Source organism: Ramlibacter sp. (assembly GCF_035655895.1).
Classification (GTDB): Bacteria; Pseudomonadota; Gammaproteobacteria; order Burkholderiales; family Burkholderiaceae_C; genus Ramlibacter.
Genome location: NZ_DASRTN010000014.1, coordinates 127,799 through 153,233, shown reverse-complemented (window position 1 = coordinate 153,233; position 25,435 = coordinate 127,799). Strand labels below are relative to the sequence as shown.

Sequence of the window (25,435 nt, the reverse complement as noted above, 5' to 3'; positions counted from 1 at the left end):
CTGCCCGTCCATCGCGCATGCCGCCCCCCTCGCAACGCCGCTGGGAGATCGATGCCCTGCGCGGCTTGATGCTGGTGCTGATGACGCTGACGCACCTGCCGTCGCGCCTGACCAGCCCGCTCGGCCAGCCTTTCGGCTACGTCTCGGCCGCCGAAGGCTTCGTGCTGCTGTCCGGCTTCATGGCGGGCATGGTGTACGGCAAGCTGGCGGTGCAGCGCGGCATCGGGCCGATGCGCCAGGCGTTCTTCCGCCGCGCGCTGCTGGTCTACGGCTGCCACGTGGCGATGCTGGCTTTCCTGTTCACCGTGATCGCCTTTGTCGGTGTCAAGGTCGACCAGCCGGCCGTGAAGGACCTGCTGAGCTTCTACCTCCAGCGCCCGGGCGCCGGCCTGCTGGGCGGCCTGCTGCTGCTCTACGAGCCGCCGCTGCTGGACATCCTGCCGATGTACATCCTGTTCATGCTGCTCAGCCCCTGGGCCTTCTCGCTCGCGCTCACGCGCGGCTGGATGCCGGTGCTCGCCGGCAGCCTGGCGCTCTGGCTGGGCGCGCAGTTCGGGCTGTCCGAGCTGGTCTACGGCCTGTTCCAGCGCGGCCTGCAGCTGCCGGTGCCGTACGAGCAGAACGGGGCCTTCAACGGCTTCGCCTGGCAGCTGCTGTGGGTGATGGGGCTGTGGATGGGCGCCTCGCGCCACGCGAGCGCGCCACCCTCGTTCGCGTTTCCACGCTGGGCCGTGGTGCTGGCGGTGCTGCTCGGCGCCATCGGCTTCACCTGGCGCCACGCGATCGGGCAGGCGCCGTTCCCGGCGTCTCCCGCGCTCAACCTGCTGTTCGACAAGTGGCAGGTCGGGCCGCTGCGGCTGCTCAACCTCCTGGTGCTGATGGTCCTGGCGATCCGCTTCGGCCCCTGGCTGGCGCAGCGGCTGCCGCGCATCCGGGCGCTCGAGATCCTGGGCGCGGCCTCGCTGCCGGCGTTCTGTGCCCACCTGGTGGCCGTCCTGGTGGTGCTCGGGACGATGGGCAACCGGCTGGACCGGCCCTGGACCACGGACCTGCCGCTGGTGGCCGGCGCGCTGGGCTTCATGGTGCTGGTGGCCTGGCTCAGCACGCGGCTGGACCGCCCGCCCGGTGCGCCCCGGCGGGCGGCTTCGGCCGTCAGCGCGACGGGGGCAGGCTAGGCGCCGCGGTGTTGGTGCCCGCGGGCGGGTTGTCCGCCACGGCCACGTGGCTGGCGATCACCTGGCGCCACAGGGCATAGCCGGCGGCGTTCATGTGCAGCCGGTCTGGCCCGTAGAGGTCGGCGCGCGGCAGGCCCTGGCCGTCGACCATCGGCGTGAAGACGTCGATGAAGCTGGCGTTCGGGAGCGTGTTCACATAGTCGCCCAGCAGCGTGTTGGTCTCGCGGACCCTGGGCAGCAGCTGCAGCCGCAGCGGGCTGGGCTTGACCGAGATGTAGCTGATCCGCACACCCGGCAGTTCGCTGCGCACCGTCTCGACGAAGGCCCGGAAGTCCTCCAGCACGTCGGCCGGACGCCGGCCTTCCGCCAGGTCGTTGTCGCCGGCGTAGACCAGCACCTGCCGCGGCTGGTACTGGATGACCAGCTGGCGCGCGTAGTGGCGCACGTCGGCCATGGTCGAGCCGCCGAACCCGCGGTTGATCACCAGCGGCGCCTGCCGGAAATCCTCCGGCAGGTGCTGCCACAGCCGGATCGACGAACTTCCCACGAACAGCACCCCGCCCGCGGCCGGCCGCCGGGCCTGGTCGGCCTTGGCGAAATCGGCGATGGTCGCGTCCCAGCGCCTGGCGTCGGGCTGCTGGCCGCTCGTGGTCTGCGCGGGTGCCAGGGTCGCGCTAGCCAGCAGCGCGGCCGCCAGGCCCAGCGGCAGGCGCAGCGGGGGTCGCGGGGCTGGCGGGGGTGGCGGGCGGAGGGCGTGCGGCATCGGATGGCGAGGGATCACGGGGCTTCCCAGCTGGACCTCGCGGCAGCCCGCGAGTTCCTGGCGCGGGCGCAGCCGGCTGGCGTCAGGGCTCCTGGGCGGCCCGCTCGTAGCCGGAGCCTGGCTGCAGCGGCACCGTGGCGCGGCGCCGCAAGCGCAGGTTGAGCATCTCCACCGCAATCGAGAACGCCATCGCGAAGTAGACATAGCCCTTGGGCACGTGGTGCTCGAACCCGTCGGCGATGAGGACCATGCCCACCATCACCAGGAACGACAACGCCAGCATCTTCACCGTCGGATGGGCCGAGATGAAGCGGCCGATGGCGCCGGCGAACACCATCATCATCCCGACCGAGACCACCACCGCGGCCATCATCACCGCCAGCTCGTCGACCATGCCGACGGCGGTGATGATGGAGTCGAGCGAGAAGACCATGTCGACCAGCATGATCTGCAGCACCACGCCGCCGAAGGTGGCGGCCTTGGCCTTGCCGGGGCTGTCATGGTGGATCTCGGCTTGCAGCGACTGGTGGATCTCGCCGGTGGCCTTCCAGATCAGGAACAGGCCCCCCGCGATCAGGATCAGGTCACGCCCCGAGATCTCCTGGTGCACCAGCGGCAGCGTGAACAGCGGCTGGGTCAGGCCGATGATCCACGACAGCACCAGCAGCAGCCCCAGCCGCAGGAACATCGCCATGAACAGGCCGATGCGGCGCGCCATCTTGCGGCGCTCGGCCGGCAGCTTCTCCACCAGGATGGAGATGAACACGATGTTGTCGATGCCCAGCACCAGCTCCAGGGCGGTGAGCGTCAGCAGCGCGATCCAGGCCTGTGGGTCGGTCAGCAGTTCCAGCATGGTGTCCCTCGGGGCAAATCACGTTCCCAGGAGTTCGCCGACCGGCTTGAGGTCCTCGACCCGGTCGCAGACGGCCTTGATGACCATCATGATCGGGATGCCCAGGAGCAGGCCCCAGACACCCCACAGCCAACCCCAGAACAGCACGCCGATGAACACCGAGACGGCGTTCATCCGGCTGGCGCGGCTGGTCAGCCAGGGCACCAGGAGGTTGCCCTCGATCGTGTTGATCAGCAGCGAGGTGCCCGCCACCATCACCGGCAGTTCGATGTCGCCGCCCTGCATGAACGCCACCAGCGCCGCGGCAATGGTCACCAGGATCGAGCCGATGTAGGGCACCAGGTTCAGCACCCCGGCCGCCACGCCCCACACCGCCGCATGGTTCAGCCCCAGCATCGCGAACGCCACGCCGGTGGCGACGCCCACGCCCACGCTCGCCAGCAGCTGCACCAGCAGGTAGCGCTGGATCTGCGCGTTGATCTCGTCCAGCGCCTGCACGGTCAGCTTCTTCTGCGACAGCGACGGGCCGGTGATCTTGACCAGCTTGCGGCGGAACGTGTCGCCCGACAGCAGCAGGAAGTAGGTCAGGAACGTCACCAGCGTGACCTGTCCGACCAGCGTCGCCAGGCCGATGCTGCCGGTCCACAGGTGGTCGCGGATGTCGAACGGCTGGCGCTCGACGATGACGCGCTGCACGCCGCGGTTGGTGGCCTGGCGCGCGCGCGGGTCGGTCTGCTGCGTGGCCTTCTCGAGTTCGGCGGCGGCCTTCTGCACCGTGTCGAGCGTGCTGTTGCGCTGGCGGGTGCGCTCCACCACCACGTCGCGCAGGCGCTGCGCCGCGTTGGGCAGCGACTCGATCAGCGCATTCGCGTCGTCGGCCATCGAGTAGACCGCCGCCCCGCTGCCGCCCAGGATGCCCAGGATCAGGACGGCGGCGCCCAGCGCGCGCGGAATGTGCCACCGTGCCATCGCCTCGACCACCGGCGACAGGGCGTAGTAGAAGACGAACCCCAGCATCAGCGGGATGAAGAAGGCGCTGGCCCACTTCAGGATGGCCAGCACGCCCAGCGTCGCCAGGACGATCAGGCTCAGGTTGCGTGGATTGGCGTGGGGATGGAGGACGACCTGCGGGGGCGCCTTCGGATCGATGTCCTGCGGCGGCGGAACCGACTCGAGGACTTGCTGGACCTGCTGTTCTTCGTTCATGGGAACCCAATCTCGCGACCACCGAGTCCCCGATGAACCTCCCTCAACGTGTCAAGGCTTCCCGCACCGCACTGAGCTGCCGCCGCGAGACCGCCAGCAACTCGTCGATGCCATTGAGCCGAACCGCCCAGCCTTCGCCCTCTTCGGGGTCGTCGTGCTTCTCGAGGGCCCGCACCGCGCGCCTGGCCACCAGCGCGTTGCGGTGGATGCGCATGAACTGCGCGGCATGCCGTTCCTCGAGATCGCTGAGCGATGCGTCGAGGATATAGCTTTTGGCTGATGTGCGGACCGTGATGTATTTCAGTTCCGCCTTGAAATAGAGAACCTCCGACAACGGAACGCGCTCCGTTCTGCCACGGTCCTGGATCACCAGCGTCTCGCTGTGCTCATCCGCAGGTCCGCGGCGGGCTGCGAGCAGGCGCTCCACCTTCTGCAAGGCAGCCTGCAGCCGCTCGAGCCGCACCGGCTTGGTGAGGTAGTCGACCGCTTCCAGTTCGAAGGCGGCCACGGCGTGCTCGGAGTGCGCGGTGACGAACACCACGGCCGGCTCGCGCGGCATGCCGCGCAGCGCCTGCGCCAGCGCCAGCCCATCGGCGCCAGGCATGCGCACGTCCAGCATCACCGCGTCGACGGGCTGGCGCCGCAGCGCCTCCATGGCTTCGGTGGCGTTGCCGGCCTCGGCCACCACCTGCACCGCCGGCGAGCGGCAGTCGCCCAGCAGCGTGCGCAACCGTGCGCGCGCCAGCGCCTCGTCGTCGACCACCAGAACCTGCAGGATCTCCATCGTCATGCGACCTCCCTGGCGCCTGGCGCCCCTGCTCCCCCGCAACGGCGCCGGCGGATCACGCCGGCACCTCCATCCTGACCTGGTAGACGCCGTCCTTGAGCACCGTGCGGAACTGGGCCTGCACGTCGTGCAGCAGGCGCAGGCGTTCGCGCACGTTGTGCTGCGCCAGGCCGTGGCCGGGCGCGCCCTGTCCCGCCGGCACGGTGTTCGTCACCTTGATGACCACGGTGGCGCCGCGCCGCTGCGTGCTCACCTTGACCTGGGCGCCGGTGGTGCTGGGCTCCACGCCGTGCTTGACCGCGTTCTCGACCAGCGGCTGCAGCAGCAGCGGCGGCACCTTGGCCGAGGCTGCCTGCGGGTCGAGCGACCATTCGATCTGCAGGCGCTTGCCGAAGCGCACCTCCTCGATCTCCAGGTAGCGGCGCGCCAGTTCCACCTCCTCCTCCAGCGTCACCGCCTCGCGCGGATCGGCCAGGGCATGGCGGAACAGGTCGCTCAGGTCCTCGAGCACGGCCTCGGCCCGGGCCGGATCGCCGCGCACCAGGGCGATGGCGGTGTTGAGCGTGTTGAACAGGAAGTGCGGACGGATGCGGGCCTGCAGCTCCGACAGGCGGGCGGTCGTGTCGGCCGGCATCCGGCCCTTGGCGCGCAGCACCAGGGCGGCGATGCCCACCGTGGCGAACAGCGCGCCGGCGCAGGCCGAGGCCAGCCAGGGCAGCGGCACCGGCAGGCTGGCCATCGCGAGCATGCTGCAGCCGACCAGGCCGGCCGCCGCGCCCAGGGCGATGCCGATGGCGTGCTGCAGCACGCGTGGCAGGCGGGCGATCACGTCCTTGAGCCCGCAGGCGGCCATGAGCCAGACCAGGGTCGCCGGCACGGCCGCGGCGCTGAGCAGGGTGACCCGGGTGAGCCATTCGCGCCAGTCGGCGGCACCGAACAGGGCCGCCACGGCCATCGCCGCCTCCACCAGGATGACGGCCCGCAGCACCACGCCCACGTGGCAGGCGTCATACAGCGGCAGGGCGCGCGCGCGGGCCCGCGCCTCCGCCAGCTCGGGCGGATCCTGGAAGCTCGATAAAATTTGCGAATCTTTCATCGTTGAGTCGGGCGCTGCCCGATTATTGGTGAACTCCCCCGCCCGGCCACCATCGGGCGCAACCAGAACCGGAGCGGCGTCGCCCGGCTGCCACATGTCCCAACTCGATCAAAAGTCCCAGGCCTGGTCGGCCCTGTTCTCCGAGCCGGTGAGCGACCTGGTCAAGCGCTACACCGCGAGCGTCGATTTCGACAAGCGCCTGTGGCGCGCCGACATCCGCGGCTCGCTGGCGCACGCCGGCATGCTGGCCGGCCAGGGCATCATCTCGGTGCAGGATCTCACCGAGATCCAGCGCGGCATGGCACAGATCTCCCAGGAGATCGAATCAGGCGCCTTCCAGTGGAAGCTGGACCTGGAAGACGTGCACCTGAACATCGAGGCGCGCCTGACCCAGCTGGTGGGCGACGCCGGCAAGCGGCTGCACACCGGCCGCAGCCGCAACGACCAGGTGGCCACCGACGTGCGCCTGTGGCTGCGCGACGAGATCGACCTGATCTCGGGCCTGCTGCTCGATCTGCAGAAGGCGCTGCTGGAGCTGGCCGAGAAGAACGTCGACGTCATCCTGCCCGGCTTCACCCACCTGCAGGTGGCGCAGCCGGTGAGCTTCGGCCACCACATGCTGGCCTACGTGGAGATGTTCGCCCGCGACACCGAGCGTATGGCCGACGTGCGCAAGCGCGTCAACCGCCTGCCGCTGGGCGCCGCCGCGCTGGCCGGCACCAGCTACCCGCTGGACCGCCAGGCCGTGGCCGACGCGCTGGAGATGGAAGGCCTGTGCCAGAACTCGCTGGATGCGGTGAGCGACCGCGATTTCGCCATCGAGTTCACCGCCGCCGCCACGCTGGCCATGGTGCACATCAGCCGGCTGTCGGAAGAACTGATCCTGTGGATGTCGCAGAACTTCGGCTTCATCCGGATCGCCGACCGCTTCACCACCGGCTCGTCGATCATGCCGCAGAAGAAGAACCCGGACGTGCCCGAACTGGCACGCGGCAAGACCGGCCGCGTGGCCGGCCACCTGGTGGCGCTGGTGACCCTGATGAAGGGCCAGCCCCTGGCCTACAACAAGGACAACCAGGAGGACAAGGAGCCGCTGTTCGACACCGTCGACACGCTCAAGGACACGCTGCGCATCTTCGCCGACATGATGCGTGGCATCACCGTCAATGCCCCCGCCATGGAGGCCGCCGCGCGCAAGGGTTACGCCACCGCCACCGACCTGGCCGACTACCTGGTGAAGAAAGGGCTGCCCTTCCGCGACGCCCACGAGACCGTGGCGCACGCGGTGAAGAAGGCCCAGGAGCAGGGCGTCGACCTGTCCGAGCTGCCGCTGCAGACGCTCCAGGACTTCCACGCGAGCATCGAGCAGGACGTGTTCGACGTGCTGTCGCTGCGCGGCTCGGTCGAGGCCCGCAAGGTGGTGGGCGGCACCGCGACGCAGAACGTGCGCGAGCAGGTCCGCGCCAAGCTGGCGGCGCTGGGCGCCGCCAGCCGCTGACGCAGCGGCGGCTCTGGCGGCCGCGAGCCGGCGGACGGCGCCCGCCGGCCCGCCAGCCACGCTGCTCATCGGCAGCAGCGTTTCCTCACCATTGGTGTTTGCCTTGGCGCGAACCGTGCACTAGATTGCCAGCCTCTTCGCTGACGGAGGCCTCCATGTCCGCCACCCGCGCGCTGCTGGTTCGTGCCGTTCTCCTCGTGGGCCTGGCGGTCCTGGCCACCGGATGCGCCGACATGCCGCACCGGCCGCTGGTCAAGGCAAACCTGGCGAAGGGATGCGACACCCGCAGCCAGGGGGACGCCCCGGCCGATTCGGTCACCCCCATCGAGTCGGCCAATCCGCCCTACAAGCTGCATTTCCTGGAGTTCGACGACCAGGGCTGGTCGTATTCGGCGCCCGACAACCAGCCCGGCATGGACGACCAGGTCGACTGCGCCATCGCCGACCTGACGCAGACGCTGCAATCGGGCAAGGAGGTGGTCACCTACGTGTTCGTGCACGGCTGGCACCACTCGGCTGAAGTGGGCGACCGCGACCTGAACCGCTTCCGGGACCTGCTGGCCTACCAGACGCGCACCGCGCGGAACCGGCAGGTGATCGGCTACTACGTGGGCTGGAACGGCGCGACGATCAAGGTGCCCTACGTCAAGGACCTCACGTTCTGGGGCCGCAAGAACGCGGCCCACCACGTGTCGGAGGGCACGATCCGCGAGTTCTTCGCCCGCCTCAAGGCCGTGCGCGACCACTACAACCGGCCGCGCGAGGCGAAGAACTGCGGCTCGGAGAACGCCCGCACCGACGGCTTCGGCTGCCCGGTGCGCACCATCATGGTCGGCCACAGCTTCGGCGCGCTGATCCTCTATTCCGCCGCCTCGCCCTACCTGCTGGAGACGCTCTCCAGCGAATCGCAGACCGACCTGGACGTGAAACGGCCCAGCACGCAGCGGGAGCGGGGCATCGCCGACCTGGTGGTGCTGCTCAATCCCGCCTTCGAGGCCACGCGCTACGAGGCGGTGCACCGCGCCGCCATGCGGTACCGCAACCGCAGCTACGCGCCGCCGCTGCTGATCTCGATCACCTCCGATGCCGACCAGGCCACCGGCGTGGCGTTCCCGGTCGCCCGCTTCGTCAACAGCATCTTCCAGTACCCGGCGACGTCGCCCCACGAATCGGAGGCGATGCGCCTGACGCACGGCCACATCGACCGCTACATCACGCACGAACTCACGGTGGACCGCGAGCACGCCGCCGCGGCCAGCCAGACGCCCAGCGCCGCCGACGGCCCGGGCCCCTGCACCGACGCGCAGGGGCGCCCCAGCGACCCGGCGCAGCTGCGCCGCGAGTTCTTCCGCACCGCGACCACGGCCGACGGCCTGCTGGACCTGCCCCCCCGCTGGGAGCGGCGGCTGTGCGGCGGACTGCAGTTGCGGCAGGTGCAGGCGCTCGGGAGCGAGAACTACGGACTGGTGTGGAACGTGCGCACCGGCAAGGACATCATCCCCGACCACAACCGCATCGACACGCGCGGGGTGTACACGTTCATCCAGCAGATCTACGACGAAGTCTCCGAGTCCCGCGAGCTTCGGTTCAGGAAGTGAACGCTGCCTGGCGTGCCGCGCGGCTTCCCGCCAGCACGCCACCGCACGGATGGTCCGCGACAGCGCAGCGCGCGCGGCGCGTTTCGCCGCCCGGCGCGGACGAAACGCGACGGCAGCGCAGCGGGGGAGCGAGGCGAGCGTGGCGCCGCCATCCGCTGAGCCGCCGCAGCCAGCCGGCCCGCAGGGCTTGCTGTCCCCGGGCGCCGACCCCATGTGCCCCGGATGTCCACACCGCTTTCCGTCCTCGACCTCGCGCCCATTGCCGAGGGCAGCGACGCCGCCCAGTCCTTCCGCAACACCGTCGACCTGGCCCGCCACGCCGAACGCCTGGGCTTCCAGCGCTACTGGCTGGCCGAGCACCACGGCATGCCCGGCATCGCCAGCGCCGCCACCGCGGTGCTGATCGGCCACGTGGCCGGCGCCACGCGCAGCATCCGCGTGGGGGCCGGCGGCATCATGCTGCCCAACCATTCGCCACTGGTGATCGCCGAGCAGTTCGGCACGCTGGAGGCGCTGTACCCCGGCCGCATCGACCTGGGCCTGGGACGCGCGCCGGGCTCCGACCCCAAGACCTCGCGTGCGCTGCGGCGCGACCTGCAAAGCGATCCCGACGCGTTCCCGAACGACGTGGTGGAGCTGATGGACTTCATGGCCGACGAGCCGCGCCAGACCGTCCAGGCCGTCCCCGGCCGCGGGGCCAAGGTGCCGGTGTGGATCCTCGGCTCCAGCCTGTTCGGCGCGCAGCTGGCGGCCATGCTGGGCCTGCCGTACGCCTTCGCGTCGCACTTCGCGCCGGCGCAGATGATGCAGGCCATCGAGGTCTACCGCGCCACCTTCAAGCCGTCGGCCCAGCTTGCCAAACCGTACGTGATGCTGGGCTTCAACGTCTTCGCGGCCGACAACGACGAAGAAGCGCAGCTGCTGGCCACGTCGATGCAGCAGGCCTTCGTGAACCTGCGCACCGGCCGCCCGTCGAAGCTGCCGCCGCCCGTGCCGGGCTACCTGGACCAGATCGGCCCACAAGCCAACGCGATGCTGCGCGAGGTGCTGGCCTGCACCGCCATCGGATCACCCGACACCGTGCGGCGCGGCATCCGGGAGTTCATCGAGCGGACCGGGGCGGACGAACTGATGATCACGTCGCAGATTCATGACCATGCGGCGCGGGCGAGGTCGTATGAACTTCTGGCTGAACTGTATTGAGCGAGGGCAGCACGCCGAACACTCGGAGTTGCTTCCGCCTCAACTATGGGTCGCGTTCGACGGGAAGCTCAAGTCAGAAACGCGCATTGCCATTCACTCGTCTAGCAAGAAGACTGTCCTACTCGCAGCTCGAGAACGCTCGCTCTGAGGCCGCGAAAGCTAGTCCCGCTTTCCTATGAAAGGCGACCTCCGCACCAACACCAAAACGGGGGCTGCGCCAACCAAACCTACGAGAAGCGTTAGAGGGATATCTCCGTCGGATGGGACCACACCCCGAATAGATCCCAGCAGTCCGAATGCAATGATCCAGATTAACAGCGTTGCTCCTGTCAGCACTCCGACAAGAAAAATCGCTCGCACACGGTTCTTCTCAGAGATGAAAACTGCAGAAGCCAGTGCAAAAAAGGCGACGAGTTCTGCAGCAAACCCGATTTCGGCAGCGCCGAAGCCGTGCGCATGTACCGGAGAGGTCAGTGCCATGCCGACGACCATCTGGAGTGCTTGCCGTTCTGTGTTCATCTTGACAAACCTATCAAGGGCGCAAATGGAAGTGGTGTGGCGCTCTTCTTGAAATCAGCGCCGTAGCGCGCAAAGAGATCGCCCTCAGGAACCTTGCGGGCCACGAACCACAGTATCGCATCGCGGGTGGCTCGCGCAAAATTACTGCGGTCCGAAACATTGAACACCTCTTGAGCACCATGGGCGGCCCCCTCTAGGAAGTTGGCAAGGGCACCTGGCATGTTGATAACCGAGCTTCCGAAGTCAGCCAGTGGTTGGGCCCACCCCCAATTCGGTGTAGGTCTCGGCTGGATGGGATCCCACAACTGAAAACCGTGGTGCTGGGGAGATGTCGAGTCTTGCAGCGTGTGAATCGCATAGCCTAGGTGTGTGAATGCCGCGTCATAGAGGCCTTGGGCAGCTGCCTCTAGTGCTCGGTCGAACTTGAACCGGACATATGCATTAGCCTTCTCGCTCGAGGTGGTGCCGAGTGGCAAACCGCGTCTAGCATCGGATGCTGCATCTTGAGGTCCGCTCATTGCGTGCATAAACGACCATTCCGGCGTCTGGTACACGGGTGCGTCAATAGACAGATGCGCTTGATTGACGGCGTCAATCAACAAGTCCTCCCGACCATAGAAGCCAGACCTGATTTGCTCTTCGAATGAGAGTTTGCTCAATTCCTGCCTGACGATGCGGGCGCCAGCAACTTGATGGATTTCCCAGATGCGGCCGATCGACTGCCTCGAACCCCAAACCTTGAGAAAGCCAGGTTCAGTTTGGCTATTTGACTGCCACTCGCCGCTAGGAGTCGTATCGCTTTCTGAAGCAATCGAATCGTCGAGCTCCACGGGCGGATAAATCTTCGCTCGATGAGCCTCAGCTGTTGCCTGCTCGTTGATCGTTGGATCGGGTAGGAGCGTCGCTGGCTCTACGGCAAGACTCTCACCTCGGTCATCAAAAGGCAAGTGTGGAGTTCCGTTGTTGCTGCCCTCCATCGCTTGTCCCAGCGCATTCCCAAACGCATCCACCGCCACCTGCTGCACCGCGACGCGCCCGCCGCGCGCAGCGGCGGTCACCAGGCCGGCGGCGAAGGCTTTCGCAGCACTGGTCAGGAGATACTGGGCAGGGGTCATCCCTGAGGGTGGCGTGGCGCCGGCGGACAGGCCAGTCTGCTGTCCCAGGAACTCTCCGACCGCGCTGCCGACGACGGTGGCTGCGACACCGCGCCAGTCGAAGCGGCGCTGCAGTCCGGTCACCACGCCGATGCCTTGCGTCATCGCATTCGCCACCCCGGCCCGCAGTGCGACACCCGCCACGGGACTTCCTGCGAACTGCAGGGGAGGGAGCCCCTGCGTGATGCCTCCGCTCAAGGCCGACAAGCCGACACCTCGCCAGTCGAAGGAATTGATGCTGCCCGTCGCAAGCCCCGCCACCTGGCCGGCAATCGAGCCCGCCGCGGCAGCCGTGGCTGCAGTGGCGACGGCAACGCTGCCGGCACTGACCGGTGCGTTCAGGGCCGAGGCCCAGAAGCTGTTCACAGCGCCACCTGGCGCACCGGTGTAGACCGTCACCGCCACGGCCACCACCACCATCAGCAGCTTGCCGACACCGCCACAGTCATCGCCATGGGACGGCATGGCCATCGCCGGAGCCATGTCGCCGAGGATGCGCGCGGGATCGTACGGCTTGAACGTGGTGGCGTCGTTGCTGCTGGTGCCCACCCGGTTCGGGATGTTCAGGGTCTGGCCGGCCCTGATGTCGCTGCTGGTGCGCAATCCGTTGGCATCCGCGATGCGGAACCACAACTTGCTGTCACCATAGGCCGAGCGGGCGATGGCCTGCAACGTGTCGCCGGCCTGGACCGTGTACGCGCCGGGCGCTGCTGCGGGGTAGGCGGCCGTGACCGGCGCATAGCCGAAGTCGAAATCGACCAGATCCGCGAAGTTCGGATTCGCCAGGGCCCCTGACGCGGGACTGGACCGGTCCACGCCGACGCCATACACGCCCATCACCTCGCCACCGACCACCAGCTGCCGTTGCACCCGGCCGCCCTGGTTCACCCACAGCGCCCTCCCGCCGGCGTCGTTGACAAAGGTGCGGTTGTTGCCGGGCTGGATGGAATCGGTGACCCCGACCAGCATGCCATTGGCGTCGTAATGCTCGGCGGTGCTCGCGGGGTTGAAGGCAGTCGAGGTCATGGAGGTCGTGCCGACCTGGTAACCCTCGCCTCGGCGCAGCTGCGTCGAGTAGCGGTTGATGGACCGCTGTCCCTCCTGCTTGTGGACCAGGTAGCCAAGCACGTTGCCTGCCGCGTCGTACCCCGCGCCGCCACCCACCCAGCCGATCGCGTACGGGATCCGGTCGTCGGGATCCCAGCTGATGTCCACCTTGGCAACGCCGTCGCTTCCCAGGACCTTCTGGTGCAGCAGCCGACCGTTGCCGTCGTAGCGCTGGGTGCGGGTCTCGTTGCCGTTCATCTCACCGGGCGGGAGACCGGCGTTGATGATGTCGGCATACGGCGTCGGAAGGTTGCCCGGCGAGCCGGATTGCACGACGCGGCCTGCGCCGTCGTACAGCCGCATGTCGATCTGCACGCCGTCCCGGATCACGCTCTGGAGACGATCGAGCGCGTCGTACTGGTAGGTCTCCGTGCTCAGGCCCTCGGACCGGACGAACCGGGATGTCGTGCGGTACAGGGCCACGCCGAACGCGTTGAAGCCGATGATGGCCGGGTCGCTGGTCTCCGTGGCGACCCGGTCCGTCCAGTGGACATCGCTGGTGCGGTTGCCGCTGGTGTCGTAGGTGATCAGGTGTCCCTGGCGCCCGATGTTGCCCGCTGCGTCGACTGCGTCCACGACCACCTGGCGGTCCATCGCGTCATAGAGGAAGTGGCGGTCGCTCGACGCCGTGGCCTCGCCGGCGACGCCCTGGTAGTTCACGGTGGACATGACGCGCTTGCGGTTGCCGACCTTGTCGTACTCCATCGTGAGGTGGACACGTCCGTCGGCGACGTCACGCAGGTTGCCCGCAGCGTCATAGGCGAGGTGGTTGTCCTGGTAGGCAATTCCGCCCTGCACGACGCGCTCGCGGATGCGTCGACCGCCCAGGTCGTACAGGTAGGTGCTGACCTTGCCCGTCGCCCAGTCGGTGATCGAGGTCTGCTGGCCCGCAGCGTCGTAGCCGAAGGTGAGCGCCTGTCCAGCGGTGCTGGTCTGGCTGACCAGCTGCCACGCGTTGTCGTAGGCGTAGCTGTAGCGCGTGCCGCCGAGGTCGGTGTGCGTGGTCAGCCGGCCGAAGAAGTCGTAGCTCCAGGTGCTGGCCATGCCGTTCGCATCGACCTCGGCCACCTTGCGGCCCTGCGCATCGAACGCGGCGCGCACGGTCTGGCCGAGAGGCTGGCGTGATTCGATCACGTTGCCGCGCAGGTCGTACGCATAGCGCACCGTCTCCCCGTTGCCGTTCGTCTGGCTCAGCTTCCGACCCAGCTGGTCGTAGGTCCAGGCGTCCACGAGGGTGCGGGTGGCCACCCACTCGGTCTGGTTGCTGCCGTTGGCCCGGTAGACGGCGACCGCTGCGCGCTCGCTGGCAAGCAGGCGCCCCATGCGGTCGTAGGTGAACCGGGTGAGCTTGCCGGCGGCATCCTCGGTGCGCACGCGCTCGCCGAACGCGTCGTACCCGTGGCGGACCACGCCGCCATCGGCATGCCTTTCCTCGACGAGGTTGCCGCCCGCGTCGAAGACGCTGCCGTTGACATGCCCGTTCGCATCCTTCACGGCCACCTGGCGGCCCAGCTTGTCGTAGAACGTGTCGGTCGTCGGGCTGCCCGCCCCGGTCGCGCCCGCCGCGTCGGGGCGGATCTCCCGGATCCGCTGGTTCGACGCGTTGTACTCGTACCGGGTCTTCCACTCCGCCGATCGCGGATCGGTGACCTCGACGATGTTTCCCCAGCGATCGACCTTCTGGTCCACCACTGGCCGCAACCATCGGTCGCCGATGCTCAAGCTGGCCGACTGCGTCAGGACCCCGCCATCGGACGTGCTGAGCGCGAGGGACCCTGGCGAGGGATCGGTCGCGACGGCGTAGCGCACGGGTACCGGCGCGGTCCAGTAGCCCGGGACATACGGAGGCGTCGTGACGGTGACGGTCGGTGCCGGCGTCGCGGGCTGCACCCAGACCTGCCGTTGCTGGGCCACGTAAACCACCTGGTAGACGATGTTCCCGCTCTCATCCGTGGCATAGACGGGCTGCTGTCCGACCTCCACCTGGTAGGCATAGGTCTGCGGATACCAGCGCAACTCCCAGTGTCCGGGGTACGCATAGACCGGGTAGCCGCCTTCGTCGTACCCGACGATGTACGGGGGTTCGGGGACCCAGGCCGAATAGGAGATCCATTGCGTCGCGTAGCGCGTTTCGTAGATGGGCGCGTAGCCGATGACGACCGGCTGCACGACGCGGACCTGTTCGGTGACCGTGTTCCAGAAGCCGCTCGGGGCGGCGTGGATGGTCACGACGGCGGTGGCCTGGGCGGGTGCGCCGGACAGCACCTGGAACTCGTAGGTTCCGGGGGGCAGCGACGCCAGGGAGACCTTCTGGAAACCGGCGGGCGCGCCCGATTCGTCGGCCGCCTGGTCCCGGTTGTCGATGGCCAGGGCGTGCCAGGCGCCCCCGGGCACGCGGTACCGTGCGAGCGTGGCGTCGGCGGCCCGCCAGACCAGGGCCGGCACCGGCGAGCCGCCTTGCCAGGACCCGTTCCCACTTTCGTCCGCGACGAAGATGGCGCCGGCCATGAGGGTCCCGGTGGAGACACCCCCGATGTGGGGGAGGTTGGCAGGCGGAACCCAGGCGCTGGGGACGGCCGCCAGCACGGTGAAGGTGCCCGTGGCATGCGCCACGGGAATCCCGGCATCGACCGCGGTCCAGAGCAACTCAAACTGGTATGCGCCTGGCGGCAAGCCGCTGGTGTCCGCGCGACTGCGCAGGCCATCGGTGCCGGGTGCGATCGGCAGGCTCGACCATGCGCCCGTGCTGCCGGCCGGCCGGAAGCGCAGCGCCTGCTGCATGGCCGCCCCCGGAGCCTGCCAGGCCAGCATGCCAGCTCCATCGGGACCGTACTGGATGGCGGCCGGAATGGTGTTGAGCGGCGCGGCCGTCAGGTCCATCGTGCCGGCCCCGATCGTCCGCACGGACTGCCCGGGTGCGAGCACCGACACGCGGTACTGGTAGCTGCCTGGCGCCAGCCCGCCCGCGTCGAAGCGGCCGCTGTTGCCGAAGGCGACCAGCCCGGCCGTCCACCAGCCCGCGTCACCGGCAGTCCCGGCCGCTCGCATTTCGAGTCGCACGCTGGCCGCCGGGTCCGGTGGCATGGCCACCTCGATGGCGTTGCGGCCGTACCCCGGCATCTGGTCGATCACCACCACCCAGTTGCCGTACGCGTCCTTCTTGGAGACGACGACCCGCGTGACGGCGCTGACTCCCCAATCCATGCCCTCCCACGGTTCCGGCCATTCGAAGTCCACGCCCGAAGCAGCGGCATCCCCGGCCACGGCGGCCATCGTGCGGGTGCGCAGGACGCCGCCGTGGTAGGTCGTCCCGCGTGGGGTTCCGCTCTCGTCCGTGACCTGGTCTGCGATGACGGCGGTGAGGTACTCGATGGACACCTTCACGTCCCCCGAGCCCAGACCGGCCAGGCTGTTCCAGCCGAGATGCACCCGGTTCATGGCGACCGCGGGAGGCACCTGCACGGTGCCGCCTTCGTAGTAGCTGGGCGCAGCGCTCTGGACGACGGTGGCGCTCACGAAGGACCGCTGGACGGAGATGCCGCCCTGCATCTCGAGCCGCTCCGGCAACTGCTGGCGGGTGATGCGGCCCAGCGCGTCATAGGTGAAATCGACCCGTTGGAGCGACGGGTTCGCATCGGCGGCCTGCGCACTCAGGAAGCCCCGCAGGTTGGCGTCGCCGCGGGCGGAGCCGGCGCTGCGGATCTCGGCGGCCACATGGCCCTGGACGTCGTACAGCTGGATGCGATCGATTCCGTCGCCGGCATTGGTGCGCCACAGCCTCCCCCCCCCGTCGTAGTCGAAGTACTCCTGCCGGCCGCCTTGCACGCCATGCCGTGTCATCTCGCCGAATGCGTTGTATTCGCGGTCTTCGGAGACCCACCCTGCCTCGGCCTGCCCGGCGTCCGCGATGGATGAGCCCGTGGCCTGGGCAGGGCTGCCCGACCACCGGACCACCCACGCCGAGCCGTCCCACTGCGAGATGTGGAACGCGCTGATCCAGTCGCGGCCCGGGCCGGACGCCAAGCGCACACCGGCCGCAGCGGAAGCGGCACCGAACTCCCGGACCAGCGGCGGCGCCCCGACCCAGTCCATGTAGTCCACCTGGACGCGCACGGCGCCGCCACCCGGTTCGATCAGCCCGGACCAGTCCAGTTGCAAGAATCCGTCCTCGCTGCGCGACTCGTCGCTGTAGCCCGGCGTGTAGCCATAGGTCAGGCCATGGCGCAGCGACGTCGTTGGTGCCGGCGTCCTCGTCTGCACGAGCTGGCCCAGGAGGTCGTAGACGTTGACTTCGAAACGCGTCCGGGTCACCCCGTCGTTGCCGGTCACGCCCTGCCAGCGCTTGGCCGCGTGGCCCTGGGCGTCATAGGACAGGAATTCGCCCGAGCCGTTCGCGTCCACCGTCTGCATGGCACGGCCGAACGTGTCATAGGCCGTGAGGGTGAGCCGGTCAGCCGGCGAGCTGGCGGCAGGCATGTGGGAGCTGGCGGCAGGGTCCAGGGCACCGGACGCATGCTCGGTGCGGGCGACGACATTGCCGTACGCGTCGCGCCGGAAGCTCACGAGGGGGGCGATCTGGGTTCCGGGGGCGGGGCCGGGCCGCAGCGGACCGGCGATGCTGTCGACCCGCCCGAGCTTGTCGTACCGGGTGAAGGTGGTGGCGCCATCGGCGGCGGTGACACTGGTCTGGTTGCCCAGGGCGTCGTAGCCGTAGCTGGTCACCAGCTGCCCACGGGTGCTGGTCCCATCGGAGGCGTTGCTGAACTCGACGTTCAGTCGGACGTCGGCAATCTTCCGCCCGAGCAGGTCGTAGCTGGACTGGACGATCCGGTCCCGGGCCGCATCGCCTGTCGGCACCGTGAACCCGCCCAGGCCCCAGCCGCCCTGGGCCATCGCGGTCGCGCACTCGATGACTTCGATCAGCTGCCCGTCGGCATTGAACGTCCGCAGCGTGAGATAGCCGAGCGCATCGACCGTGGCCGTCTCGCGTCCCGCCCGGTCGTAGTAGCGGGTCGTCACCGACCAGTTGCCGGTGGCTGCGTTCCGCAGGCTCCGCACCTGGACCGCCTGCCCGAAGGCGTCGTATTGCGTCCGGGTCGTCCTGCCCGCCTGCCCGGTCTGCCTGCCTCCCGTGGCGCTGGTCTCGACCACGTAGGCGGTGGGCTCCACCACCTCCGTGGCGCGTCCTGCCCGGTCGTACGTGGTGACGATGGCGCGATCCTGCAGGCGCTCGGTTGGCGCCGCAGCCAGCGCTGCCTCGACCTGCTCGCGGCTGACCGTCCGTGCACCCGTGTCCAGCAGCAGCGGTGCCAGCGCGGTCCTGCCCGCATACCGGACCAGCCGGACAACCTCGCCGAACGCATTCCGGACGTAGCCGGTCACCTGGCCGATCGCGTCGATCTCGAAGAGAACGCGTCCCGCGCGGTCGTGGACATGCTGGCTCACTGCCCCGCCGACATCCCGGTTCGCGACTGCATTGCCCAGCGTGTCGTACACGGTGAAGGAGTCCAGTGCGCGGAGGCTCTCCACCCGCTGGGCCGCGCCAGCGGCCCCGTTGGCCGCCGGCGTGTCGGCCGCGGCCGCATAGACGCCCACCGGCGGGTGGACCACCCGCACCTGCCGGCCCAGCGCGTCGAACTCGTAGCGCGTGGTCCGCTGCTCCAGCCGACCCGACGCTTCGGTGCGCGCGACCAGCTGGCCGAGCGCGTCGTAGGAGAACAGCGTCACGACCGCGGCCTGCTCCGTGGGGCCCAGGACCACCCCGCCGGGGCCTGCGCCGACAACGGATGTCACGGCGACCTGCGGCGACACCTCCGCCAGCACGCGGCCGGCCTGGTCGTGCTCGTACGTCCAGACCGCGCCGAGCGCATTGGCGTGGCTCAGCGTCCTGCCGATGGCGTCGTAGCTCCAGCTCGAGGTGCCGTTCAGGGCGTCCCTGGCCGCGAGGCGCTGCCCGGCCGCGTTGTAGCTGAACGTCTCGACGCGATCCTGGGCGGATGGCTGCACCGCGCGCGCGATGGCGGACGCGGACGCACCCGTCGCCGTGCCGATCACATGGTGGAAGCGGGTGACCCTTTGCAGGCGCCCGGCTCCGTCGTAGCCACGGCCCTCGACCGCCCCGAGCGGGTCGACTTCGAAAACGAGCCGGCCTGCTGCGTCATAGGCCTGCCGCGTCACGCGATCGGCCGCCGCATCCGGCACGAGCATCGCGGCCAGCTGGGACACCGACAGGACCACGGACGGCGCAACCGCCGCGAGCAGGTTCGCGTGCGACGTCACCTCGGTCGGATGGCCGACGCCGTCATGGCGGGTCTGCGTGACGGCCCCTTCCGCGTCCACGGCGAAGACCTGGCGCCCCGCCGCGTCATAGGCGAACCGCACGACCCGGTCCCTGGACGCATCCGGAACCAGGGCGGCGCGGACCGCGGCGGCGTCGCCGGCCAGGGCGGCGATCCGCGATGGCGCGATCGCCTCTGCGAAGGCGATCCGGCGAACCACGTTGCCGCCCGCGTCATGCGTCCATTCGGTCGCCGCGCCCACCGCGTCCACCTCGAACGCCAGCCGGTTCGCCGTGTCGTAGGCCATGGAGTGGACGCGGTCGAGCGACGAGGGCGCCACGGACGCCGGGGCAGCCTGGGCGGCGATCGCATTCGCGTACTTCACCGTGCGCACCACGTTGCCAGCGCGGTCGTACACGAACTGCGTGACGGCACCGGTACCGTCCACCGACCAGACGGGCCGATTGGCAGCGTCGAACAGGGAACGCACGCTCGCATCGCGCGACGGAGCGGCCACCTCCCGCAGTGCCTCCTCGATGGCGTCGGCCGTGCGCCCCACACCAGGGTCGACCGCCCGTGCATAGGACGTCTGGCTCAGCAGATTGCCGTTGCCGTCGTAGCGGCGGGAGACCACGGCGCCCACCCCGTCCACCGTGTAGATCGCCCGGCCCAGCGCGTCGTAGACGGTCGAGGTCCGGGCGTCGTGCATCGCGTCCGGCGCCACCGGAGGCGGCGTGCCCGGTTCCCAGCCGGTCAGTGCGACGCGACGCGCGTAGGCGCGCTGCTCCACCACATTGCCGGTGGCGTCGCGGACCATGCGCACCGCGCCCCCGGTGCCGTCGATCGTCCAGGTCAGGCGGCCGTCGGCGTCGTAGACGCGATGCTCCACCTCGTCCTGGGCTGGCTGGCTGATCAGCCGTGCCTCGAGGGATGCGACGTCCGGCGCCTCGGCCAGCCCGTCCAGCGCGACCGGCGTGGCATACCTGGCCACACGGGAGACGTGGCCGGCCGTGTCATAGGTCGTCTGGCGCACATGGCCGAGCGGATCCACTTCGAAGACCAGCCGGTTGGCGGCATCGTAGGCAAACCGGGTGCGCTGCCCGTTCGCGTCGATGCTCCCGGTCACGTTGCCGGCCTGGTCGTACGACCAGCGGCGTGTGAGGTTCAATCCGGACGGATCGACCTGCTCCATGACGCGGCGACCGAGCGCGTCATAGGTGGAGCGCGTCACCGTCCCCTCGGGGGTCGTGACCGTGAGCATCCGTCCCTGGCCGTCGTAGGCGTACGCCGTCTGCAGCCGGAGCCCGCCCGGATCGACGGTCTGCCGCAGCAGCTGGCCTTTCCGGTCGTACTCGATGGCGGTGTGCACGCCCGTCGGGTCCACGACCAGGACTTGCCGGCCCGAGGTGTCGTAGCCGTAGCGGGTGACGAGATCCAGGCCCCCGGGATCGACGGTTCGCGACACGACCCGTTGCGCGGCGTCGTAGCTGTAACGGACGCGGTTGCCGTTGGCGTCGGTCGTTTCCAGGACGCGACCGGCGCCGTCGAGGATCCGCGTTTCCGTCGTGAGCGGGGTCGTGGTCTGCAGCAGTCGCCCATCGGGGTCGTAGGTGAAGCTCGTGCTGCGTCCGGCGCCGTCGGTGATCCGCAGCACCTGGCCATGACGGCCCGACTCGGTGGTCGTGACGATGCCTTCCGGGGTCGTGACGGTCAGCGTTCTTGCCGCGGTGTCATAGGCATAGGTCGTGACATGACCCGAGGCGTCGCGCTGCGACAGCACCTGGTCGAATGCGTCGTAGCTGGTGGTGCGTTTGCCACCCGTCGGATCTTCGGTGACCACCATCCGGCCCAGCCGGTCCCAGGCCTGTTGGTGGACATGGCCGTTCGCATCGATCGTGCGGACCGTGCGGCCGAACGCGTCGTGAATGGTGGATGTGACGGCCGCCACACCAGCGCCCGCATGGGTCTCGACGACGAGCAGCCCGCGGCGGTCGTAGGCGCGCGTCCTCCCGAGCGACAGGCCGCCACCGAGGTCGGACTGACGCAGGATCTCCTGGCCGAATGCGTCGTAGGCGAACCCGGTCGTGAAGCCCAATGCATCGCGCGTCTGTGCGATGCGGGAGTCGCGGGTGTAGCTTGTCCCGGTTCTCGCGTCCACGGCGGCGTCGGCCACGGCGGCCAGGGCCGCCCGCAGCGCCGGTCCGGCCAGGCCGCCGCTGAGCCCGGTCATGGAGATCCTGGCGCCGTAGACGACCTGCTCGACCACGCGACCGAAGCTGTCGCGCCGCGTCTCCTGCACCTCGCCCGGCGCATTGATGGTGTGCGTGAGGGCACCATCCTCGTCGTAGAAGAACAGCGTCCGGCTCCCGGATGGATCGGTGCTGGAGGTCCGCAGGCCCGCGGCGTCATAGGTATGCCGGATGCCATGGCCTGCCCAGACCGCGTCGACCTCCTCCGCGGTCTGCCCCCCGGTGAGCAGCGCTGAGCCTTGCGCGGACAGTTCGCCGACGAGCCGGCCTTGCAGGTCGTACGCAGCGACCACCGTTCGCTGCTCCGAGGTTCCGGCGGCACTGACGGTCGAGGTGACGCGTCCCGCCGCGTCGAACCGGTAGCGGGTGACCGTTCCCGCAGCATCTGTCTCTTCGGCCAGGCGGCCGAGGGCATCCCATGAACGCAGGGTCACGCGATCGGCCGCCGAACTCCCCGGACGGAGGTCGGCCACATGGCTGCCGGGCCCCGGCACGCCGATCGCGGGGATGGCGTAGCGCACCGAACGGGCCACACGCCCTGCGGCGTCGAACACGCGCTCGGTGAGGAAGCCCTCGGCGTCCACTTCGGCGATGACCTGCCCTTTTCCGTCATGCAACCACACGGTGCGCTGGTCGGCATCGCCGACCGGTGGCATGAGCTCGGCCAGGCTGGCAGTCGCACGCAGCGAAGGATCGGTCGCCTGGGCATGCGCAACGCGCAGCCAGCGGTGGCCCGCAGGCGTGTACTGGTAGGTGGTGAGGAAGCCCTCGGGGTCGAGAGTGCCCAGCAGGCGCCCTTGCGCGTCGTGGAAGTTCCTCGTCACGCGGTCAAGCGTGGAAGGAGCAGGACGGTCGATCGTCATCATGTCGGCGCCGCCGGCGACATGAAGCAGGTTGGCGTACTGGATCTGCGCCACCACGCGCGAGGCTCCGTCGTAGCGCCATTCGGTCACTGCGACGTCCTGGGCGAGGCCGACGGTCTGCGCGGTGCGCTGGAGCCGGCCAGCGCCGTCGTAGCTGCGCCAGAGGGTGAAATCGGCGGGCGACCGCAGCGGACGGATTCCGTCGATCGTCAGGTCGGAGCGTGGTTGCCCGTCCCCATCGACCAAGGTGGCCGGATCCACCGCGTTGGCATAGGTCGTCGTGAAGGTGGCCAGCCCTGATCGATCGTGGCCGTGTTCCGTCACGCTGCCATTGCCGTCGATCTCGGCCGCCAGCGTTCCGCCGGCGTCATACACCCTCCAGTGCCGCACGCCGGTCGGTCCAAGGGTCATCACCAGCCGGTCGGCCGCGTCGTGGAAGTACCGCGTCTCGCCGAGCACCTCCGCGGACGGGCTCGAGTCGATGTCCGCGACCAGCCGGCCTGCTGCATCGCGGCAGCTGGTCTTGACCAGGCCGCCCGGGAGGGCCACCACGGTCCGGCCGCCTGCATCGTCGTACCAGATCGTCGTCACCTGCCCGAGAGCGTCGATCGTGGACATGGGCCTGCCGAGTCCGTCGTAGGTCGTGCTCGTGCCCGACCCTGCGGCGTCGATCGTCTGCAGCAGCCACCCGGAGGCGCTGTAGACGAAGCGTTCGGTCGATTCGGTGCCGTCCGCGACGCCGCTGCCATCCGGGAGGACGCGGGCATAGCGTCTCACCAGGTGCAGCTGCCCGCGCCCGTCGTAGGAGAAGTCGGTGCGCTGCGTCGCCGCCGGGTCGAGGGTCGCGCACCATGCGACCAGCTCGGCTTCCGTCGGGGCCGCCGAGAAGCCCAGCGTCTCGACCGGGAAGCGGGCGAGCGCATGGGTGATGCTGGTGACCTGCTCGCCCAACGCGTTGTAGCGGAACTCGGTGACGCAGCCCGCGGCCGAGATCGAGAAGCGCAGCAGATGCCCGGCACCGCCGCCATAGACCCAGCGCGCCGTCAGCGGCTCGGCCGGATTCGCGGGGCCGCTGACATCCGGGTCGGGCACGACGAAGCGGGTCTCGGTCAGGAGCTGGTTGCGGTCGTCGAACGAGCGGGCAATGGTGTTGCCCGCGCCATCGCGGCTGGCGACCTGGTTGCCCCGATCGTCGTAGCCGAAGGTGGTCGTCCGGCCCTCGCCGTCGGTGACGCTCACCACGTTGCCATCGCTGTCGTAGGCAAACCGGGTGCTCGCCGAGACGCCGCGGACCGCAGGTGCCAGGATCTGGACGAGCCTGCCGGCGGCGTCGGACTCGTAGCGGGTGACCTGGCCCAGCGCGTCGGTCACGGTCGTGCGACCTGGGGCGCCGGCCGCCAACTGGTAGGTGAAGGTGGTCGTGTGCCCCGCCCCGTCGCGCACCGAGGCGACGCGGTGGCTGTCGCCGACCTGCACATAGGTGAAGGTGTGGCTGGTGCCGTCGCTCTGGGTGACGGAGCTGAGCCGCCGGCTCGTGCCGTCGTAGGCATATTGCGTCCGGTAGACCCGTCCGTCCTCGATGCTGTCGTCCTGCGGCGAGAGGTCGACCGTCACCAGGACCAGGCGGTTGGCCGCGTCGTAGGCGTAGCGGACGCGGGTGGTGCCGGAGCCGTCGGAGGCGACGGTGCGGATCTCGGCCAGGTTGGAGCCCTCGTAGAGATAGAACACGGTGTCGCCGCCCGCAGTGGCGACGGAGGCCAGCCTCTGCGACGCGTCGTAGGCATAGCTCAGGGCGCTGCCACCGGGATCCCGGCTGCAGCGCAGGAGGAACGCGCCGTGGGCGTCGTACTGCTCGACGGCACCCGTGCTGCCGTCCTGCCATTCGAGCCGCTCTCCCGATCCGACGAGCCGGATGCTGTCGTGCGCACCCTCGCCGTCCGAGGTGACGTAGGCATCACGGACGGCATTCCACGCGAAATGGGCCACCGAGCCATCGCGCCCCGTGCGGGACATCGAACTTCCCGGCATGCCCAGGCCCCCGGTCAGCCGCAGTGGTTGCAGCACCAGGCCATTGATCCAGTTGTCGCCGTTGTCGTCGTCCAGCAGCCCCTGGCTGTTGTAGGTCCTGAGGGCGACGGCGTCCGGGCCCCGGCCGATGACGGTTTCATCGGTGTCCTGCACCACCAGGTTGCCGTTGGCCACGTTCACGGACAGCCGCTCGCCGCTGGCACCCCGCCAGGTGTCGGCAGACGGGCCGAGGTGCGCCAGAACGGTGCGGGACGTGAGGTCCAGGCCCAGGCTGTTGCCGCTGACGATCGCCACCATGGAGTGCCTCGCGTGTCGCTGGGCCACGCGGCGGATGGCGTCATCGCTCCCGCCGGGCCCTGCCGAATACATCCGCGCGGCAGCAGCGCGGTTTAGCGGCTAAACCCGCGGCCGATCGGGTGGATGTATGGGAGCGACAACCGCCAGCCGGCACGCACAGGAGCCCGCCATGTCCCACGACACGCGCTTCGAGGAACTCATCGCGAGGGGAATGGCCGCGAGTGCCGACCTCGACGCGGACCACGCCATCGCCTGCTTCACGTGTGCGGCCGGGATCGATCCCGCATCGGGCATCCCGCACTTCCTGATCGGGGCCGAGCTGGCCGGCCGTGGCGACCTGATGGGCGCCGAACACGCTTTCGCACAGGCGGTGTCGCTGGCGCCGGCGTTCCACCTGGCGCGCTACCAGCTGGGACTGCTGCAGTTCAGCTGCGAACGTTCCGCCGTGGCCCTCGCGACGTGGGAGCCCCTCCTCGACCTGCCGGCAGACGATCCGCTCGGGCACTTCGTGCGCGGGTTCCGCGCACTCTCCACCGGCGGGATTGCCCAGGCGTTGCAGCACCTGCGCCACGGGCTGGGCCTGAGCCCGGGCAATCCGGCGCTGTCCGCGGACATCGCCAAGATCATCCAGACGGTGGAGCGGCTGCGCGACCGCCAGGCGCAGCCCCACGCCGCCGACCCGATGGCGGTGTACCTGGTCAACGGTTCGACCCGACGCCTCCAGTGAACGAAAGGACACGCGGGTCGAGACCGGCGAGCAG

Annotated in this window: 12 protein-coding genes; 5 read left to right on the top strand and 7 right to left on the bottom strand. The window is 69.3% G+C overall.

What is annotated here, in order from left to right:
* Positions 1–17: 17 nt before the first annotated feature.
* Positions 18–1,175 carry an OpgC domain-containing protein gene (gene opgC / locus VFE82_RS17630; protein WP_325001642.1) on the top strand — a complete coding sequence of 386 codons (1,158 nt, stop codon included), beginning with the start codon at positions 18–20 and terminating at the stop codon, positions 1,173–1,175.
* Here opgC and VFE82_RS17625 read toward each other — a convergent pair.
* From VFE82_RS17625 to VFE82_RS17605, 5 genes are all read right to left on the bottom strand, one after another.
* A complete protein-coding gene (locus VFE82_RS17625; RefSeq protein WP_325001641.1) occupies positions 1,153–1,938 on the bottom strand; it encodes an SGNH/GDSL hydrolase family protein in 786 nt (261 codons plus the stop codon). The genes opgC and VFE82_RS17625 overlap by 23 nt on opposite strands.
* 82 nt (positions 1,939–2,020) lie before the next feature.
* Entirely contained in the window at positions 2,021–2,791 is a 771-nt protein-coding gene (locus VFE82_RS17620; protein WP_325001640.1) for a TerC family protein, read from the bottom strand.
* 18 nt (positions 2,792–2,809) lie between these two features.
* Positions 2,810–3,997 (bottom strand): AI-2E family transporter, encoded by a 1,188-nt coding sequence (locus VFE82_RS17615; protein ID WP_325001639.1) that lies wholly within the window; start codon positions 3,995–3,997, stop codon positions 2,810–2,812.
* A 43-nt stretch (positions 3,998–4,040) separates the two neighbouring features.
* Positions 4,041–4,781, bottom strand: a complete 741-nt coding sequence (locus tag VFE82_RS17610; protein ID WP_325001638.1) for a LytTR family DNA-binding domain-containing protein — start codon at positions 4,779–4,781, stop codon at positions 4,041–4,043.
* 58 nt (positions 4,782–4,839) lie between these two features.
* Positions 4,840–5,880: a sensor histidine kinase gene (locus VFE82_RS17605; protein WP_325001637.1), complete on the bottom strand. Its 1,041-nt coding sequence runs from the start codon at positions 5,878–5,880 to the stop codon at positions 4,840–4,842.
* Positions 5,881–5,974: 94 nt separating this feature from the next.
* Between VFE82_RS17605 and argH the strand changes: the two genes are divergently transcribed.
* The 3 genes from argH to VFE82_RS17590 all read left to right on the top strand — a co-directional run bounded on the left by argH (position 5,975) and on the right by VFE82_RS17590 (position 10,179).
* Positions 5,975–7,378, top strand: a complete 1,404-nt coding sequence (argH, locus tag VFE82_RS17600; RefSeq protein WP_325001636.1) for an argininosuccinate lyase — start codon at positions 5,975–5,977, stop codon at positions 7,376–7,378.
* A 155-nt stretch (positions 7,379–7,533) separates the two neighbouring features.
* Complete coding sequence (locus VFE82_RS17595) at positions 7,534–8,976, top strand: hypothetical protein (protein WP_325001635.1); 1,443 nt, start codon at positions 7,534–7,536, stop codon at positions 8,974–8,976.
* Between the two features lie 222 nt (positions 8,977–9,198).
* Positions 9,199–10,179, top strand: coding sequence for an LLM class flavin-dependent oxidoreductase (locus VFE82_RS17590; RefSeq protein ID WP_325001634.1), 981 nt, complete (start codon positions 9,199–9,201; stop codon positions 10,177–10,179).
* A gap of 159 nt (positions 10,180–10,338) precedes the next feature.
* On the opposite strand, the gene VFE82_RS17585 is transcribed toward VFE82_RS17590, so the two are convergent.
* Entirely contained in the window at positions 10,339–10,698 is a 360-nt protein-coding gene (locus VFE82_RS17585) for a hypothetical protein (RefSeq protein WP_325001633.1), read from the bottom strand.
* Positions 10,695–24,674: a LysM peptidoglycan-binding domain-containing protein gene (locus VFE82_RS17580; RefSeq protein ID WP_325001632.1), complete on the bottom strand. Its 13,980-nt coding sequence runs from the start codon at positions 24,672–24,674 to the stop codon at positions 10,695–10,697. The genes VFE82_RS17585 and VFE82_RS17580 overlap by 4 nt, the downstream gene beginning before the upstream one ends.
* 169 nt (positions 24,675–24,843) lie before the next feature.
* Here VFE82_RS17580 and VFE82_RS17575 point away from each other — a divergent pair, with 169 nt between their 5' ends.
* Positions 24,844–25,401, top strand: a complete 558-nt coding sequence (locus VFE82_RS17575; RefSeq protein WP_325001631.1) for a hypothetical protein — start codon at positions 24,844–24,846, stop codon at positions 25,399–25,401.
* Positions 25,402–25,435 lie beyond the last annotated feature (34 nt).